Genomic DNA, 16,457 nt, shown 5'->3' on the forward strand with positions numbered 1-16,457 from the left:
TTTATTTTAAGTCGTTTTTAAAACACTTCTTTTAAGAAAAAATCAAGAATAATTTTGCAAATTTGCACTTTAAACACATTACAATGCCAAGAATTTCAAACAAAGGGCTAGCCATGCCCGAATCTCCCATAAGAAAATTAGTACCCTATTCTGAGCAAGCTTACAAAGCAGGCAAAAAAGTATATCATTTAAACATTGGACAACCAGATATTAAAACACCTGAGGTTGCTTTAGAAGCTGTAAAAAACAACACGCTAGAAATTTTAGAATATTCCCGTTCTGAAGGTTCTGAAGCCTACCGCACAAAAATTGCGGCGTATTACGCTAAAAACAATATAGATGTTGCTGCTACAGACATAATTGTCACTACAGGAGGTAGCGAAGCTTTGCTTTTTGCCTTTGGAAGTATTATGGATGTAGATGACGAAATTATAATTCCAGAGCCGTTTTACGCCAACTATAATGGATTTTCGACAGCCTCGGGAGTTAATGTTGTTCCCGTAATTTCTAAAATTGAAGACAATTTTGCTTTGCCTCCAATTTCTGAATTCGAAAAATTAATTACCCCAAAAACCAAAGCCATTTTAATCTGTAATCCAGGTAACCCTACTGGATATTTATATTCGGAAGCAGAAATACAACAACTTGCAGAATTAGTAAAAAAACACGATTTATTTTTAATTGCCGACGAGGTTTACAGAGAGTTTACTTACGATGGAGTTACACACAACTCGATCATGTCTGTTAAAGGTTTGGAAGCCCATGCCATTATGATCGATTCTGTATCTAAACGTTACAGTATGTGCGGCGCAAGAATAGGTTGTTTAGTATCTAAAAACAAAGCCGTTATAAGCACCGCTCTTAAATTTGCCCAAGCGCGTTTAAGTCCGCCAACATTAGCGCAAATTGCAAGCGAAGCCGCCTTAGATACGCCACAAAGCTATTTTGATGAAGTTAGCACCGAATATGTAGACCGAAGAAATACTTTAATTGAAGAATTACATAAAATAGAAGGCGTAAAAGTAGGTGTGCCTAAAGGCGCTTTTTACTGTATTGCTGAACTGCCAATACAAAATTCTGATGCTTTTGCACAATGGCTTTTAGAATCTTTCGATGTTGATGGCGAAACGGTAATGGTTGCCCCAGCAGGTGGATTTTACTCGACCCCTGGCGTTGGCTTAAACCAAATTAGAATTGCTTATGTTTTAAATAAAGACAGTTTAATAAAAGCTGTACACATTTTAAAAGAAGCCTTAAAAGTTTATAAAGACTAGTGCAGATACAACACAACATATCTTTAAAACCCTATAATACTTTTGGAATAGACGTTGTTGCAAAACATTTTGTAACAGTGTCTACTCTTAAAGAGTTAACAGTTGTTCTAGAAAACACGAATTACCCAGAAAAATTCATTTTAGGAGGCGGCAGCAACTTACTGTTAACTAAAAATGTTGATGCTTTAATCATTCATATTAACATTAAAGGCATTACTATTTGTTCGGAAACAGAAGACCATGTTTTTGTACAAGCCAATGCTGGCGAAAACTGGCACGAATTTGTGTTGTGGTCGTTGCAGCATAATTTTGGAGGCCTGGAAAACCTATCGCTTATACCTGGTAATGTAGGCACTTCTCCCATACAAAATATTGGAGCTTATGGCGTTGAGCTAAAAGATGTATTTTATAGTTGCGAAGCTATTAACATAAACACAAAAAATACAGAAACCTTTAGCAATGCCGATTGTGAGTTTGGTTATAGAAACTCCATTTTTAAACAAGACGCTAAGGGTCAATACATCATTTCCTCTGTCACGTTTAAGCTAACCAAACGAAACCATACATTACACACCAACTATGGCGCTATAAAAAATGAACTAGAAGTCATGGGGGTTTCACAACCAACCATTACAGACATTTCTAAAGCCGTAATAACTATTAGAAACAGCAAACTGCCAAACCCTAAAGAAATTGGCAATAGTGGTAGTTTTTTTAAAAACCCTGTAATTAGCACATCCAACTACAAGACTTTATTGCAACAATTTCCTGACATGCCTTGTTATAAAGTATCGGAAAATGAGGTGAAAATTCCTGCAGGATGGCTAATAGAGCTGGCTGGATTTAAAGGTAAACGACTGGATAATTATGGTGTACACCAAAAACAAGCCTTGGTATTGGTAAACTACGGCGGAGCCAAAGGTTCAGACATTTTTAAATTATCTCAAATTATACAAAAAACCGTAAAAAGGATATTCAATATCACCATCGAATCGGAAGTTAATATATTATAGTTATCAATAAATTACATAACTTTGGTTAATTTACGGCACTTTAAACAACACTAACTAAACGATTCATTTTGATTGCACCTATAGAACAGGAAATCGTTAGCCTATTAAAACATGGCAACAAAAAAGCAATGGGCTTACTGTATCAGCATTATGCCGATACACTACTTGGTGTGATTTCTAAAGTAATAACCGATGAAGATTTAGCCCAAGACGTACTTCAGGATAGTTTTATAAAAGTCTGGAAGAAAGCAAAAACTTACGATGCCAGTAAAGCAAAACTATTTACATGGTTGTACAGAATTGCTTACAACACTGCCATAGATAAAGTTCGCTCTCTGTCCAATAAAGACACAAAAGAAGTCCAGATTGAAGTTTCAAACGTATATAAGTTATCGGCCGAAGGTTTAAATCAAGATGTCATGGACATTCAAAAACACCTTATGTCGTTGGATCCAAAGTACCAAATTGTACTAAATGCACTCTTTTTTGAGGGCATGACGCAGCAGGAAGCAAGTGATGAACTAGAAATTCCGCTTGGGACTATCAAATCAAGATTAAAAATTGGACTACGAGAATTGAAAAAAATCTACGATCCAGAATAATTACATGTTATGAATCAAAAAATTACTTCATTCCTAAATTCTGATCTATTAGAAAATTATCTAATGGGGATTACCTCTGCGAAAGAATCAGAATTAGTTGAAACTTATATTTCTAAGTATCCAGAAGTAGAGCACGCTTACAATACCATGCAACATAATTTAGAAATTGTATCTAAATACCATGCTGTTGAAGCACCTTCTTCTACCTTAGAAAATATTATGAAAGCCTTAGACAAGGAAACAGAAACACCTGTTGTTCCTTTACAAACAAGAACACGACGCAAACGCTCTTGGATTAAACATTCTGCCATTGCCGCAAGTCTTGTTGCTGTTATTTTTGCTGTATCTTCATTTATCTTTTATTCTCAAAATTTAGAATTGAAGAAAGAAAACCAAGTGGTTGTTGATGAAATTTTCGACTTAAGAAGCGATATCGAAATGAATAACAAAAAACTAGACGAAATCATGTCTCAGTTTAAGCAACTTAACAATCCAGAAACCCAAAAGTATGTTATTAAGGGTAATAACAGAGCAAAAAATTTAAAAACAGTAGCATACATTAATCCAAAAGATAAAACATCTATGATAGATGTTGTATCGCTACCTGAATTACCTAAAGAGCAATGTTACCAAATTTGGGCAGAGTTAGAAGGTAAAATGGTAAATCTAGGCATTCTAGACGAAACAGACAGACGATTAACCTCTATACCGTATACCGAAAATGCTTTAGGCCTAAACATTACTATAGAACCTAAAGGCGGTAACACCAATGCATCTTTAGAGAATTCTGTTGCCGAAATTTCACTAAAAAGCAGGGAATAATTTTATTGAAAAAGAAAAAGAAAAAAGCCGCCTAAATTTAATTTTAGGCGGCTTTTTCAATATTATACTATATCAAATTAAGATACACATAATTAATTAAAGTACAATCTCCTATATGTTGCTGCAAAGCTATTTCCAAAAATACCCTGTTAATATATTCAGATTCCTCATAAAATAATTAATCACAACAATTCCAATAGCACTTTTATTCGTGATTATCTAAATCTCAAATACATACAACTATTTAACGTTGAAAATTAACATATTTATATTACCTTTAAGTAGCTAATAATCAAACCATTTAAAACAACCAAATATGCGGTACATCTCATTACACAGCATACCCCCCTTATTTGCAGCTCTATTACTACCCTCTTTAGCATTAGCTAACGAAGAAACTGGCGGTATTGAAGATACCATTGCCGAAGTAATAAGCTGGGTAGCATTAATTGTTGCTCCAATAGCTGGTATTGGAATATTTTTATTCGTGCATGTACTTCCTGAAAAGGTAGCCGAAAAGAAAAATCACCCACAAGCCGAGGCTATAAAGATTCTATGTATTCTCTCCTTATTTTTTGGCGGACTTCTTTGGCCCTTAGCCTGGTTATGGGCTTACAGCAAACCCGTACTATACAAAATGGCTTATGGCACAGATAAAGGCGATTACCACGAAGAAACCATAAAAGAGTTTAAAGAAAAGAAGGAAAAACATCTTAAAGATACACCTCCAAACGAAACGCTTTAACTCACACCAACCAACCTTTAAACTGAACCAATGGAAATATTATTACTTTTAATCTATAGCGGTATCGTTTGGCTTATCTTTTTCAAATTCAAACTATTGCCTTGGAACACCGTTACGCAAGTTATTGTTTACATTATCCCTGTAATTGCTATTAGCTTTTTAATATTATTATTAAATATTGTAGCACCATCGTCTCACGATGTTCGCGTTTTAAATTACAATGTAGAAGTTGTACCCACGGTAACCGGTAAAGTTATAGAAGTACCTGTTAGCCCTAATCAACATGTAAAAAAAGGTGATGTTTTATTTAAAATAGATCCCGAACCTTTTCAATTAAAAATTAAAGCACTTGAGGCCCGCATACCTCTTTTAGAAGCCAAAGTAGTAAGTGCTAAAGCTTACGATAAAGAATTAGAACAACAAATTGCGGCAGCAAGCAATAATATATCTGTAATTGATGCACAATTAGAATTAGCCGTAAAACGAGAGCAGCAAAACAAAGAGCTGGCCGATTTAGGTGCGGGCTCTAAATTCGATTACGAACAAGCGCAAGCGAACCTTAAAAATCTTCAGGCTCAAAAAGCAGTGGCCGAATCTCAACGTTTACAATATCTTCAAAAAATTTCGGCAGTATCATCCGATGGTGAATTATCTGAAATCACACAAGCTAGAGCCGATTTGGAACAAGCCAAAGCAGAACTTAAAGAAGCGCAATGGAGACTATCACAAACCACATATCTGGCTCCAGCCGACGGCCGCGTTATCAATCTTCAACTGCGTCCGGGTGCTATGGCCGTGCAGCTCCCCTTAAAACCCGTGATGTCTTTTATAGAAGATGAACAGTGGCTAGTGGCTTTATATAAACAAAATGAAATCCGCTATGTTCAAGATGGAAATATTGCCGAAGTCGCTCTTAAAACCTATCCTAATCATATTATAAAATGTAAAGTACAGCATATTGTTTGGGCCAATGCCCAAGGCCAAATTACCGCTAGCGGAAAATTACCCGACACCCAAGAAACCCATTTTGAAGAAGGCCGATTTGCAGTTAGACTAAACGTTATTGGAGAGGATAAAGACTTATTTCTAGCGCCTGGAGCTGTAGGACAAGGCGCCATTTACACCGAAAAAGGTAAAATTATACACTTGGTAAGAAAAGTTATTTTAAGAGTTGGTACAAAACTAGATTGGCTGGTACCTAAATTACATTAATATGCAAAAAAACATCTTTAAAATAGCACAAACCGGACTTTGTATTATTTGCATATTATGCATCTTTAATTGTGCCGTAAAACACCCCACTAACAGCGAAGATCTTCAACAAGAAGCATTCTCCAATTTTATGCTTCCTGAATCGTGGCAAAACAGTTTAGATACCTTACAAATACAAGAACATTGGCTAAGCACGTTTAACAACCCTACCCTAGATACCTTAGTCGCCGAAGCTTTAATCTATAATCCTGACCTGCGCATTAGCAGCCTGAGAATACAAGAAGCCAATGGTTATGTTGAAGCCGCTAGAGCCGCACTACGCCCTGCCTTATCGATATTAGGAAGCGAAGCCACTAAATTAGGTGGCGATTTAGGAAATAACGGACTTAACGGTGGAATTCTTTCAGCATCGTGGGAATTAGATATTTGGGGAAAATTAAGAAATGCACGCAACGCCGAAATAGCCAATCAAGATGCCTTAGCTTACGATTATGCGTTTGCAAGGCTATCAATCGCTGCAATGGTTACAAAAACGTATTATTTATCAACCGAAACGTATTTGCAAATCAATTTGGCTAAACAAATGATAGCCCTATCCCAAAATCTAACAACCATTTCTCAACAACGCTTAGATATTGGTATCGGCACCGAAATAGACCTTGTAATGTCTAAAGCCACTCTAAATAATTTCCAAGATGCGATGTATCAATTGGAATTAGCTTACGATAATCAATTGCGAGCCTTAGAACTACTTTTAGGAAGATACCCTTGTGCCGAAATAGAAACCAACACCGAGCTACCTGTTGTAAACGCCAACCTTCCTTCAGGTGTTCCTGCTCAAATTTTAGAACGCAGACCCGATATTTTAGCTGCCCAAAACCGTTTTAATGCTGCCTTTTATCGTGTTGGCGAAGCCGAAGCCGCTCGACTGCCACAAATAACACTTACTGCAGGCTTAGGGTTACTCGATAAGCGGCAATTAGTACTATTATCTGATGCTTTTAGTAATCCCGTTAGGAGTATTGGCGGAAAACTTGTAGCTCCTATTTATCAAGGTGGCGGATTAAAAGCCAATGTTGATATAAGAACAACCCAACAACAACAAGCCGTAGAATTTTATAGCCAAACGGTATTAAATGCTTTAGCCGATGTTGAAAACGCTTTAAACGCTGTAAATGTTCTAGACGACAGAGAGCTTATTGTTAAAGAATCTGTAGCCAACAATCAGCGCGCTTTCGAGTTAGAACAAATCAGATTTAAGGTAGGTAAGATAGACATGCGTGATTTAATAGACCAACAAATGGACTACTTTAAATCGCAAACCGATTTAATAGCCGTACAAGGCGAAAAAATAGTACAACGCACTAATTTATTTCTGGCTTTAGGAGGCAGTTTATAAATTATAAAAACATGCATTCGTATTATGCTATTTACCAATAGGAATACCTACGCCAAAAAACAAACGCATTTTGTTTGTGCCATTAACCCAGGTTAAGTTTAAATCTATGGGCCCTAAAATAGAATTATAAGACAGCATAGCGCCTAAAGAAACCAAACTGCTAGTCTCTAAATTATCTTGCCACTCGCCCGTAGGTGTTAAAGTATCGTCGATATAGTCGTTAAACGTTCCAAAACCCACAGTAGCAATATTTACATGGGGCGTAACAAACACTTTTTTCATCATTTGGTATTGCAAACCAAAATTAACACCCATAAACTGACTTACAGGCAATTCATCTTCTAACAAACCATAAAACACAAAATCGTCCTGTCGTGGCCTTTTAAGATTACCTCCTAAATAATAATTCCCACCATACCCCAATTCGGTATACGATATATCGCCATTTTTAAGAGCATCTATAAATGTAAACCCAAGGTTTGCCCCTGCAATAACAGTTAAATTCTTTTTAAATGTATTTACGTACATGAAACGTCCTCTAAACTTGGTAAAACCGTTTGTAACTCCAGACTCGTTTTCATCGACATCTGTATCTATAAAATTTACAGAAGCAGAATGGTTTAAAGCCCTGCCCAATCGCGCCTCGAAATTAAGTCCGTGTGTTGGATAAAAAACTTCGTTAAGGGAGTTGTATACAAACTGTCCGTAAACTTCTGTTGTTCTGAATCTATAATTTACTAAATTCAATATATTAGGAATAACATTAGGGTCGGCTTCTGGCCTTAAACTGGTTTGCTGATACTCCAAGCCAATACCAACATAACTTTTTAAAGTGTTTAAATTCCTATTAAACTCGTTATTGAAGTGAAAATATTTATAATCCATTTCATCGGCAGCTTCACCACGAATAAAAACATTTTGATCGAGACGCTCGCCATAAACTTCGGACCTGAACCACCAACGTTTATATTCACCGAATATTTTTTGATATTGCACTCTAAATTTTGGCTGTTCGGCCACATCTAAGGTTACTAAAAATCGAGACGAAGCACCAATTATATTTCTTCCTGTATAGTTTAGTAAAAGCCCTACACCTCTGTAATCATCAAAATGAACGGCCAATTTAGCTTGATTATGGGCTTTTTCTACTGCAGTAATTTCTAAACCTATTTTATCGCCATCTATAATAGGACTTGTTGAAATAGAGCTGAATAAATTGGTTCCTAAAATTCTATCTATAACTTCTTTTCCATCATCGATCGTATAGGTTTTATTTACTTTAAGACCCGATCTGGACTCTACCAACCTTAAATTATTTTTACTAACTCCATGATAAATAATAGAATCTAAAACCGCATGTTCATCAACTTTTGGTATAGCATGCGATCTTTGCTTATACGGCTTAAGCCTGTTAGCCAATGCTATTAATTGTTGTTCCTGAGCATGTGTTGCAACTTTCCCTTCTTCGTAAATGATATTACTTTTACCAAAATCGCCAGCTGTGTATTTTAAATTGGGGACATGGTCTATTAAAATATTACATTCTTCTTTATGTTTTTCGGCTTGAAGGTTACTGGACAACATTCCTGTTTGGAACAATAGGGTTTGTATGTTACTTAACTTTTCTTTAGTTTGTAATCCACCGCCAACTTCGCTACCTATAATAAAATCGGCACCGAGCTGCTTGGCAACGTCTACAGGAAAATTGTTCAACACCCCTCCGTCTACCAATAATGTGTTTTGATATGGTACAGGTTTAAACACACCAGGAATAGACATACTGGCTCGCATAGCCGTGGCAATAGAACCTTCGTCTAAAATAACTTGCTTACCGTTTACAATATCTGTTGCCATGGCACGATACGGAATAGGTAAATCATCGAACTTACTAATATTATATACTGGATAGGTTAAAAAAGTAAAAAACTCTCTTAAATTTTGATCGTTTAATAAGGATAGTACAGGCTTTGGTTTTTTGTCCTTAATTTCAAAATCTATAACGTAGCGACCAAATTCGCTTTTTTCTTCGTTACTAACATTTTGCACGGAAACTTTTCCGCTAAATAACATGTCCCAATCTGCAGTACGGGAAATTTCGGCAATTTCATCGCCCGAATACCCAATAGCGTATAGTCCACCCACGATACTTCCCATACTGGTTCCCACAATTAAATCGGGAACAATCCCCAAAGAATCTAATTTTTGAAGTACAGGTATATGCGCAACTCCTAAAGCTCCGCCGCCACTTAATACTAAAGCAACCTTAGGCTTTTCTTGATTTGAATTAGATTCGCTCTGTGAATGGCATACTACAGACAACAATATAAAACATAGTGAGACCACTAAATTAATGGTTGCTTTCATAAACAGAGACTAATTTTTTATTTCGCTTTTATTTATCAAAAGGATATATAACGCTCCAGTCGTCTTTCATGCTAACTATAGTCCATCCTTTTTTAGTGCCTTCATCTAGACCTTTATCGAAACCACCGATATGCGATTTTCTGTCGTATGCCCATTCTCTAATAGAATCGGTATGGTGTACGTAAAGCTTAAATGTTTTATAAGTATTGGCATCGGTCCATCGCAGCATTTGCAAATCGCCATCTGAATTACCTGCTGCAAACACTGGCTTTTTGCCTATATAACGATTAATGCCCACGGGCTTGCCTTCTTTATCGTCTATCAAATCAATTTTCGGAAGACGTTTTATTACTGGCTTTCCATCATTATAATCGTATTCCGTTTGTATACTACTCCCTACAACTTGCTCTGCTGGAATGCCATATACTTGCTCTGTCCAAGGTCTCATAAATTCGATACCGCCACCAGAAACTATAAAGGTTTTAAAATCTTTTGCCCTTAAATAATCTAAGAGTTCTAACATAGGTTGATATACTAACTCTTTAAATAATTTATCTTTTGTTGGATGTTTAGCAGTCGTAATCCAATTAGAAACTACAGCCTCAAATTCATCGGTGGTCATTCCTGCGTGGGTACTCATTAAAATTTCTATCAATCCTTTTTCGCCATACTCCATTACGGTCTTCATATCGTTCTCTAAAACAGCCTTGAATGGCTGTTTAGATTTCCATTCTGGATGTTCTGGTGCCAAAGCCTTAATTCTATCTAAAGCAAAAAATAATTGAAAATACAAAGGTTGCTCAGACCAAAGAGTACCATCGTTATCGAAAGTCGCGATACGATCTGTTTCAGGAATAAAATTAGGACTTGTAGGATTGGTTACATCATCTACATAATTTATTATGGCTTGTTTACTTTTACCATCTACCCAAGAAGCTAGTGGCGCTTCTATACTATCGACTTCTATATCTTCTATTTCTATAATATCCTGATTTACATCTTTAGAGCTAGATTCTTGTTTACAAGAAGACAATAAAGGCAACACACAAATTGTTGACCACACTATTAACTGTTTTATAGCATTGTATTTATTTTTCATAATTATATTTATTGATTTTAATAAGCACTTAAAGATAAAAAAAATTAGTTTCTAAAAGTTCAATACTATCTTGTAAAAGAAAATCCATGACAATCGGTTAAAAACCTAAAAGGCAACTTATAACTAATTGTTTCATTTTTAATGCGATTAAAATTCTTAAACACAAGGTAATTACAAACATTCATATCCTTTTTACTAATAAACAATTGACCAAACCAAAACTAAAACCATAAGAAACAGAGTTTTACATAACCATTATCAAATCGTAAACTTTAACATTCTAAACACAAACAAACAGAAGTAGTTAAACAATTATTATTATATTTGCTTTGCTATTAACCATAAAGACGACACGTCTTACCCCAAAAAAATAACCAAAATGAAACACCTTAATACCCCAAAAAAGGTTGTTCTTCCGCAACAACGTCTTGTAAAAAACAGCCGTTTATCTGTAATTGCCACCTGTTTAATTGGCTGTATTATGCTAACATCGTTTCACCTAACCAAACATGCCGGACTTGCTATTTTAGGCATTTGTTTTGTTTGTGCAGCTTTGGTATTTAACAGTGCATTTTTAATTAAATTAATAGATACGGTTCTTAACAAAGAAATTGAGCTAAAGTCGGGCATGATTTCTATTATTGTTTTATTGTTGAATATTCCTGTGGCCTATGTTTATTTTCAGTTATCTTTAAATGTTATGGAAACGTCTGGATACAACCTTTTGGCATTTTATTAATCACAACAGTACAACACCTTCTTTCAGAAGAATATACCGTGTTTTAAAAATCAAACAGGTTTAACAGAGCTGCTTCTTAAAAGTATTATCTTAGTTACATACTTTTCAACATTAAAAATGTTCTAAGATTGCACTATGGCTTTAACAACATTCCAATCATTTAAAAGTAGAAATTTCAGATTGTTTTTTATGGGGCAATCGGTATCGCTTTTAGGAACTTGGATGCAAAAAACAGCAGTAAGCTGGGTTATTTATAGCTTAACACAATCTAAATTCATGTTAGGCGTTTCGGTATTCGCAACCCTGTTCCCAACCGCTATGTTTTCTATTCTTGGCGGCATCACGGCTGATCGATATAATCGCTACCGAATATTATTAATCACACAAATATTATCACTTGTCCAAGCCATATTATTAACACTTGCTGTTATTTTTTTTGAAGAAGATACAGTATGGGCCATTATTGGCTTGAGTGCTATTTTAGGTATTATTAATGGTTTTGATGTACCGGCCAGGCAATCGCTTGTTAGGGAATTGGTTCCTAATAAAACCGATTTACCCAATGCACTTGCTTTAAACTCTTCTATGGTAAATCTTTCCAAATTACTAGGGCCTGCCCTAGCTGGTTTTATACTCGAAACTTTTGGAGACCAAGTATGTTTTGGGTTAAATGCTGTGAGTTTTTTAGCTGTAATTATATCTTTATTACAAATGCGATTACCTAAAGACAATCCTGTTTTAACAGAAGAAACCAACAGGTTAGACGACCTTAAAAACGGATTTAAATACATTAAACGTAATTCGGTTATTTACTCTGTTATTGTTTACGTTGCCCTTATGAGTTTCTTTGTTTTGCCATTTACCACACTTACTCCTGTTTTTGCAAAAGATATTTTTAGAGGAAATGCCACCACGCTAGGAATTATTGATGGCGTTATAGGCTTAGGCGCATTTGTTGGTGCACTTTTTTTGGCTTCATTAAAAAAAGGAACAAATCTAAGCCGCATATTAGCCATTAACACATTAATATTTGGTGTTGGCTTGGTTTTGTTTTCTCAAACACCTCAATTTGGGCTAGCCCTTGTATTCATAACTATTGCCGCATTTGGAATGATGTCTGTTAGAACGTTAAGCAACACCATTATTCAATTACAGGTTACAAACCAATATCGTGGTCGGGTTATAAGCATTTACATTATGGTACTCACCGCCATGATGCCGCTTGGCAGTTTACTTACCGGAGCCATATCGCATTACATTGGTGTACAAAACACTGTTTTAATACACGGTTGTATTGGTATATTAGTCGCCTTAATTTTTGGTAAATATCTCAAAAAACAAAAATTAAAAGCCAAAAACAAAGCTAAAGAATTGGCATTGGTAGAAAGCACTACAGATGTCGTGCTCCCCCGATTGTAAGTACAAATTAGTTTTGTTCTTTATTTGCAATGCGTTAATTGTTCGTTCCTTTTTATTAAATTCGCTTATTCATAAATTGAAAAGATATTTTACCACAACCAGCACCAAAAACTAACACAACCAGCTCATGAAAAAACACTTTTACATTATGGCGTTCTTAATACTTGTTACGCCACAATTAGCAAATGCACAAGCGGCAATTTTAGCCTTGATTTTTGGAGATAAAGTTGCTACCGAAAACTTTAATTTAAGCATGGAAATCGGTTTTCCAATAAACCATTTTTCGAATGTAGACGACTTAAAACGCAGAAACGGTATTAACTTCGGAATTGCTGGTAATATTAAATTTTCTGAAAACTGGTATTTGAGTCCAACAGTATATTTTATGTCCAGACGATCGGTAAAATTAGAAAACACGAGTTTAAACACCAACGACAGTTATATTAACAGTCTATATGCCAATACCACAGCGCAAATGAAAATTAATTACACCGATATTCATGCGTTGGTTACTTACCAATTAAGCGATTCTAATTTCAGGTTTGGCTTAAGTCCGCAAGTATCTTTTCTTAGTAAAGCCCGAGCAACTTACGAAGGGGCCGAAGGAGATTTCACGCAAAACATAGACGATTTTGTAAACAAAACAGATTTTGGGCTTATCGCTAATGTGGGTTATTTTTTAAGATCTGGGCATCAAGGTAAAGGCATCATTTTTAATGTAAGATATTACCACGGCTTTACAGATGTTTTAAAAGACAACTTTGCTTCGGGCACGAACAACAGCAGTTACTTTGCCGTACATGTTAGCTTACCGTTTATTACCGAAGAATTGGCGGCTAAAAACAAAAAACCTTCCGAAATCAATCCGTAATAAAACATAAAAAAACCTCTTAAAATAATATATTTCAAGAGGTTTCCTTTTTAGACTAATTCAAAAAAAGCGTGTGTTTATTTCATAGCTAGTACCTTTTCTATAAGTGCTTTCGCTTCGTTAGCGTTTGTAGCTTCGGCATAATCTAAAATAGAATATCCCTTGTTACATTTCTTTTTTAAATCTGCTCCGTTAGAAATTAAAAGCTGAAGAATTTCTACACGATTGTACTTTGCGGCATACATAGCAGGAGTAAGACCATTAGATTTTTGGTTTACATCTTCTCCCATATCTATTAATTTTTTTACAATTTCAATATCGCCCTTGGCAATAGAAGTGCAAAATAAATTAACTTCACTTTTGGTCATTCCTACTTCTAAACTATCAAAATTAGGATCGGTAAGGGTGTTAGAAGCTTGAATAGATGTTGTTAAAAAGCCTAAAGCGATTGCGATGATTACTGTTGATTTTTTCATGATGAAAGTGTTTTAATTTAATTGATTGATGTTTTTTTGATTTATTAAAGAGACGACTTAAATTTTAAATTGTTACAGTAAAATTATTTCGATAACATTTTTTTAACTATTTGCAAATAAATTCCTTAAGAAATTATTAAAACCAAAATTCGGTTTAAATGCTATTAAAAGTTGAACTAACATTGTGGTAACACACTAAACCACAAAAGAAAACGATTGAAGTTTTAAAGTCTTATAAAAACCCTAATTTGTAAGCTAAAAATTTTACGAAAGCCATTTTAAACTTTTATCTTTACGCTAATTATAAATTCTAGATAATGAACAAGAAAGTAATTTTAATGATACTAGATGGTTGGGGAAAATCTCCAGACCCAAAAGTGTCGGCCATAGATAACGCAAACACACCTTTTATTGATGCCTTATACACCCATTACCCAAACGCCTCGTTACGCACAGACGGTTTACATGTAGGCCTACCAGAAGGCCAGATGGGTAATAGCGAAGTAGGACACATGAATCTGGGTGCTGGACGTATTGTTTACCAAGACCTTGTTAAAATTAATTTAGCTGTTAAAGAACAAACTTTAGGTCAAGAGCAGGTTTTAGTAGATGCCTTTAACTATGCAAAAACCAATAATAAACCGCTTCATTTCTTAGGGCTGCTTAGCGATGGTGGTGTGCATTCCCACATCAATCATGTATTCGGTTTGTTAGATGCCGCAAATGAAGCCGAACTTAAAAACGTTTACGTTCATGCCTTTACAGATGGTAGAGATGTAGATCCTAAATCTGGTTTGGGCTTTGTAAGCGCTTTAGAAAACCACATTAAAAATACTCCTGCAAAACTAGCTTCTGTTACTGGCCGTTATTATGCAATGGATAGAGATAAACGTTGGGAGCGAGTAAAGCTAGCTTACGATGCCGTTGTTAATGGCGAAGGAGAGCAATCTACAAATATCGAGGAAAGCATCAAAAAAAGTTACCAAAACGATGTGACAGACGAGTTCATCAAACCAATAATCATGTGCGAAAACAACAAACCTGTTGCTAAAATTCAAGATGGCGATGTGGTAATATTCTTCAATTTCCGTACAGATAGAGGTCGCGAACTTACTCAAGCCCTGTCACAAACCGATTTTCATGAAGAAAACATGCATAAACTCAATTTGCATTATGTAACCATGACCAATTATGATGAAAACTTCCAAAACATTAACGTTATTTTCAATAAAGAAAATTTAACCGAAACGTTAGGAGAAGTCGTATCTAAACACAATAAAAAACAAATTAGAATTGCCGAAACCGAAAAATACCCACACGTAACATTTTTCTTTTCAGGCGGACAAGAAGAGCCGTTTGAAGGCGAATCTAGAATTTTAAAAAATTCACCAAAGGTAGCAACTTACGACCTTAAACCAGAAATGAGTGCTTTCGAACTTAAAGATGCTTTAGTTCCTGAGCTAGAAAAGGAATCTGCCGATTTTGTTTGTTTAAACTTTGCCAATGGCGATATGGTAGGCCATACAGGTGTTATGGAAGCAGCAATTAAAGCCTGCGAATCGGTAGACCAATGTGTTAAAGACGTAATTACAACAGCCCTAGAGCACGATTACACCACTTTACTTATTGCCGACCACGGTAACTGCGAAACCATGATTAACCCAGACGGTTCGCCAAATACAGCACACACAACAAATCCAGTACCTATTATATTAATAGACAAAACTTTAAAACATATTAACGATGGGGTTTTAGGCGATGTTGCCCCAACCATTTTAAAATTAATGGGGATACCGCAACCAAAAGCCATGACAAGACATTCGCTTATAGATTAAACCTATAAACGGCAATCTTAAAATGAAATATATAGTACATTTGGCATTACATTTGCCGAATGTACTATTATCCAAAAAACTAAAAATCTGAAATGATATTTCAAGATAAACTCATTATAGCTGTCGACTTTGATGGAACCATAGTAGAAGATGCGTACCCGCGTATTGGCAAACCTAAAACTTTTGCTTTCGAAACACTTAAGCGTTTGCAGTCCGATGGGCACAGGCTTATTCTTTGGACATATAGATGCGGTAAATCCCTAGATGAAGCGGTTGCCTTTTGTAAAGATAATGGTATTACCTTCTACGCTGTAAATTGCAGTTTTCCTGAAGAAGTTTACGATCCTGCAATAAGTCGAAAAATTAATGCCGATGTGTTTATAGACGACAGAAATATCGGCGGATTTTATGGTTGGGGAGAAATATATCAATTACTTTCCAAAAACAATGCACCACCACTTACCGAACCTAAAAAGAAAGGTTTATTTTCATTCCTAAAAGGAAAATAACACGAATCTTAACAAAGTATTAAACCCAGAGTTAACGCTCGCTCCCAAATATAAATTAAGTATCTTTGTCGATATTTT

General features: G+C 35.5%; 15 protein-coding genes. 12 read left to right on the forward strand and 3 right to left on the reverse strand.

Annotation, left to right across the window (positions count from 1 at the left end; all coding sequences use genetic code 11):
• Positions 1-83: 83 nt before the first annotated feature.
• From ACR9EA_RS13385 to ACR9EA_RS13415, 7 genes are all read left to right on the forward strand, one after another.
• Positions 84-1,274 (forward strand): pyridoxal phosphate-dependent aminotransferase, encoded by a 1,191-nt coding sequence (locus ACR9EA_RS13385; protein ID WP_435134014.1) that lies wholly within the window; start codon positions 84-86, stop codon positions 1,272-1,274.
• The gene (gene murB / locus ACR9EA_RS13390; RefSeq protein WP_435134017.1) at positions 1,274-2,287 is read left to right on the forward strand and encodes a UDP-N-acetylmuramate dehydrogenase; all 1,014 of its coding nucleotides are present in this window, start codon (positions 1,274-1,276) and stop codon (positions 2,285-2,287) included. Before ACR9EA_RS13385 ends, murB begins: the two co-directional genes overlap by 1 nt.
• A 68-nt stretch (positions 2,288-2,355) precedes the next feature.
• On the forward strand, positions 2,356-2,889 hold the full coding sequence (locus ACR9EA_RS13395; protein WP_435134019.1) for an RNA polymerase sigma factor: 534 nt from the start codon (positions 2,356-2,358) through the stop codon (positions 2,887-2,889).
• A 9-nt stretch (positions 2,890-2,898) separates the two neighbouring features.
• Complete coding sequence (locus ACR9EA_RS13400; RefSeq protein WP_435134022.1) at positions 2,899-3,711, forward strand: anti-sigma factor domain-containing protein; 813 nt, start codon at positions 2,899-2,901, stop codon at positions 3,709-3,711.
• Between the two features lie 316 nt (positions 3,712-4,027).
• Complete coding sequence (locus ACR9EA_RS13405) at positions 4,028-4,456, forward strand: DUF3302 domain-containing protein (protein ID WP_435134025.1); 429 nt, start codon at positions 4,028-4,030, stop codon at positions 4,454-4,456.
• Between the two features lie 30 nt (positions 4,457-4,486).
• The gene (locus ACR9EA_RS13410; protein WP_435134028.1) at positions 4,487-5,668 is read left to right on the forward strand and encodes an HlyD family secretion protein; all 1,182 of its coding nucleotides are present in this window, start codon (positions 4,487-4,489) and stop codon (positions 5,666-5,668) included.
• A gap of 1 nt (position 5,669) precedes the next feature.
• Positions 5,670-7,067 carry an efflux transporter outer membrane subunit gene (locus tag ACR9EA_RS13415; RefSeq protein WP_435134030.1) on the forward strand — a complete coding sequence of 466 codons (1,398 nt, stop codon included), beginning with the start codon at positions 5,670-5,672 and terminating at the stop codon, positions 7,065-7,067.
• A gap of 27 nt (positions 7,068-7,094) precedes the next feature.
• Here ACR9EA_RS13415 and ACR9EA_RS13420 read toward each other — a convergent pair whose 3' ends face one another.
• Both ACR9EA_RS13420 and ACR9EA_RS13425 read right to left on the reverse strand, forming a co-directional pair.
• Positions 7,095-9,431, reverse strand: a complete 2,337-nt coding sequence (locus ACR9EA_RS13420; protein ID WP_435134033.1) for a patatin-like phospholipase family protein — start codon at positions 9,429-9,431, stop codon at positions 7,095-7,097.
• A 28-nt stretch (positions 9,432-9,459) separates the two neighbouring features.
• Positions 9,460-10,530: an HAD family hydrolase gene (locus ACR9EA_RS13425; RefSeq protein WP_435134036.1), complete on the reverse strand. Its 1,071-nt coding sequence runs from the start codon at positions 10,528-10,530 to the stop codon at positions 9,460-9,462.
• A 379-nt stretch (positions 10,531-10,909) separates the two neighbouring features.
• On the opposite strand from ACR9EA_RS13425, the gene ACR9EA_RS13430 reads away from it, so the two are divergent.
• The 3 genes from ACR9EA_RS13430 to ACR9EA_RS13440 all read left to right on the forward strand — a co-directional run bounded on the left by ACR9EA_RS13430 (position 10,910) and on the right by ACR9EA_RS13440 (position 13,559).
• Entirely contained in the window at positions 10,910-11,269 is a 360-nt protein-coding gene (locus tag ACR9EA_RS13430) for a hypothetical protein (protein WP_435134038.1), read from the forward strand.
• 135 nt (positions 11,270-11,404) lie between these two features.
• Entirely contained in the window at positions 11,405-12,688 is a 1,284-nt protein-coding gene (locus ACR9EA_RS13435; protein WP_435134040.1) for an MFS transporter, read from the forward strand.
• A gap of 127 nt (positions 12,689-12,815) precedes the next feature.
• Complete coding sequence (locus tag ACR9EA_RS13440) at positions 12,816-13,559, forward strand: porin family protein (protein ID WP_435134043.1); 744 nt, start codon at positions 12,816-12,818, stop codon at positions 13,557-13,559.
• Between the two features lie 77 nt (positions 13,560-13,636).
• Here the strand turns inward: ACR9EA_RS13440 and ACR9EA_RS13445 are convergent, their stop codons facing one another.
• Complete coding sequence (locus ACR9EA_RS13445; protein WP_435134045.1) at positions 13,637-14,035, reverse strand: ankyrin repeat domain-containing protein; 399 nt, start codon at positions 14,033-14,035, stop codon at positions 13,637-13,639.
• A 317-nt stretch (positions 14,036-14,352) separates the two neighbouring features.
• On the opposite strand from ACR9EA_RS13445, the gene gpmI reads away from it, so the two are divergent.
• Entirely contained in the window at positions 14,353-15,870 is a 1,518-nt protein-coding gene (gene gpmI, locus ACR9EA_RS13450; protein ID WP_435134048.1) for a 2,3-bisphosphoglycerate-independent phosphoglycerate mutase, read from the forward strand.
• Between the two features lie 92 nt (positions 15,871-15,962).
• Positions 15,963-16,379, forward strand: a complete 417-nt coding sequence (locus tag ACR9EA_RS13455; RefSeq protein ID WP_435134050.1) for a BT0820 family HAD-type phosphatase — start codon at positions 15,963-15,965, stop codon at positions 16,377-16,379.
• Positions 16,380-16,457: the final 78 nt, after the last annotated feature.

The organism is Formosa sp. A9, assembly GCF_051200825.1.
Classification (GTDB): Bacteria; Bacteroidota; Bacteroidia; order Flavobacteriales; family Flavobacteriaceae; genus Formosa.

Coding starts and splice junctions, on each gene's coding strand:
- ACR9EA_RS13405 (WP_435134025.1), top strand. CDS start 4,028: ATGCGGTACATCTCATTACACAGCATACCCCCCTTATTTGCAGCTCTA.
- ACR9EA_RS13420 (WP_435134033.1), bottom strand. CDS start 9,431: ATGAAAGCAACCATTAATTTAGTGGTCTCACTATGTTTTATATTGTTG.
- ACR9EA_RS13415 (WP_435134030.1), top strand. CDS start 5,670: ATGCAAAAAAACATCTTTAAAATAGCACAAACCGGACTTTGTATTATT.
- ACR9EA_RS13445 (WP_435134045.1), bottom strand. CDS start 14,035: ATGAAAAAATCAACAGTAATCATCGCAATCGCTTTAGGCTTTTTAACA.
- gpmI (WP_435134048.1), top strand. CDS start 14,353: ATGAACAAGAAAGTAATTTTAATGATACTAGATGGTTGGGGAAAATCT.
- ACR9EA_RS13435 (WP_435134040.1), top strand. CDS start 11,405: ATGGCTTTAACAACATTCCAATCATTTAAAAGTAGAAATTTCAGATTG.
- ACR9EA_RS13385 (WP_435134014.1), top strand. CDS start 84: ATGCCAAGAATTTCAAACAAAGGGCTAGCCATGCCCGAATCTCCCATA.
- ACR9EA_RS13440 (WP_435134043.1), top strand. CDS start 12,816: ATGAAAAAACACTTTTACATTATGGCGTTCTTAATACTTGTTACGCCA.
- ACR9EA_RS13410 (WP_435134028.1), top strand. CDS start 4,487: ATGGAAATATTATTACTTTTAATCTATAGCGGTATCGTTTGGCTTATC.
- ACR9EA_RS13425 (WP_435134036.1), bottom strand. CDS start 10,530: ATGAAAAATAAATACAATGCTATAAAACAGTTAATAGTGTGGTCAACA.
- ACR9EA_RS13430 (WP_435134038.1), top strand. CDS start 10,910: ATGAAACACCTTAATACCCCAAAAAAGGTTGTTCTTCCGCAACAACGT.
- ACR9EA_RS13400 (WP_435134022.1), top strand. CDS start 2,899: ATGAATCAAAAAATTACTTCATTCCTAAATTCTGATCTATTAGAAAAT.
- ACR9EA_RS13455 (WP_435134050.1), top strand. CDS start 15,963: ATGATATTTCAAGATAAACTCATTATAGCTGTCGACTTTGATGGAACC.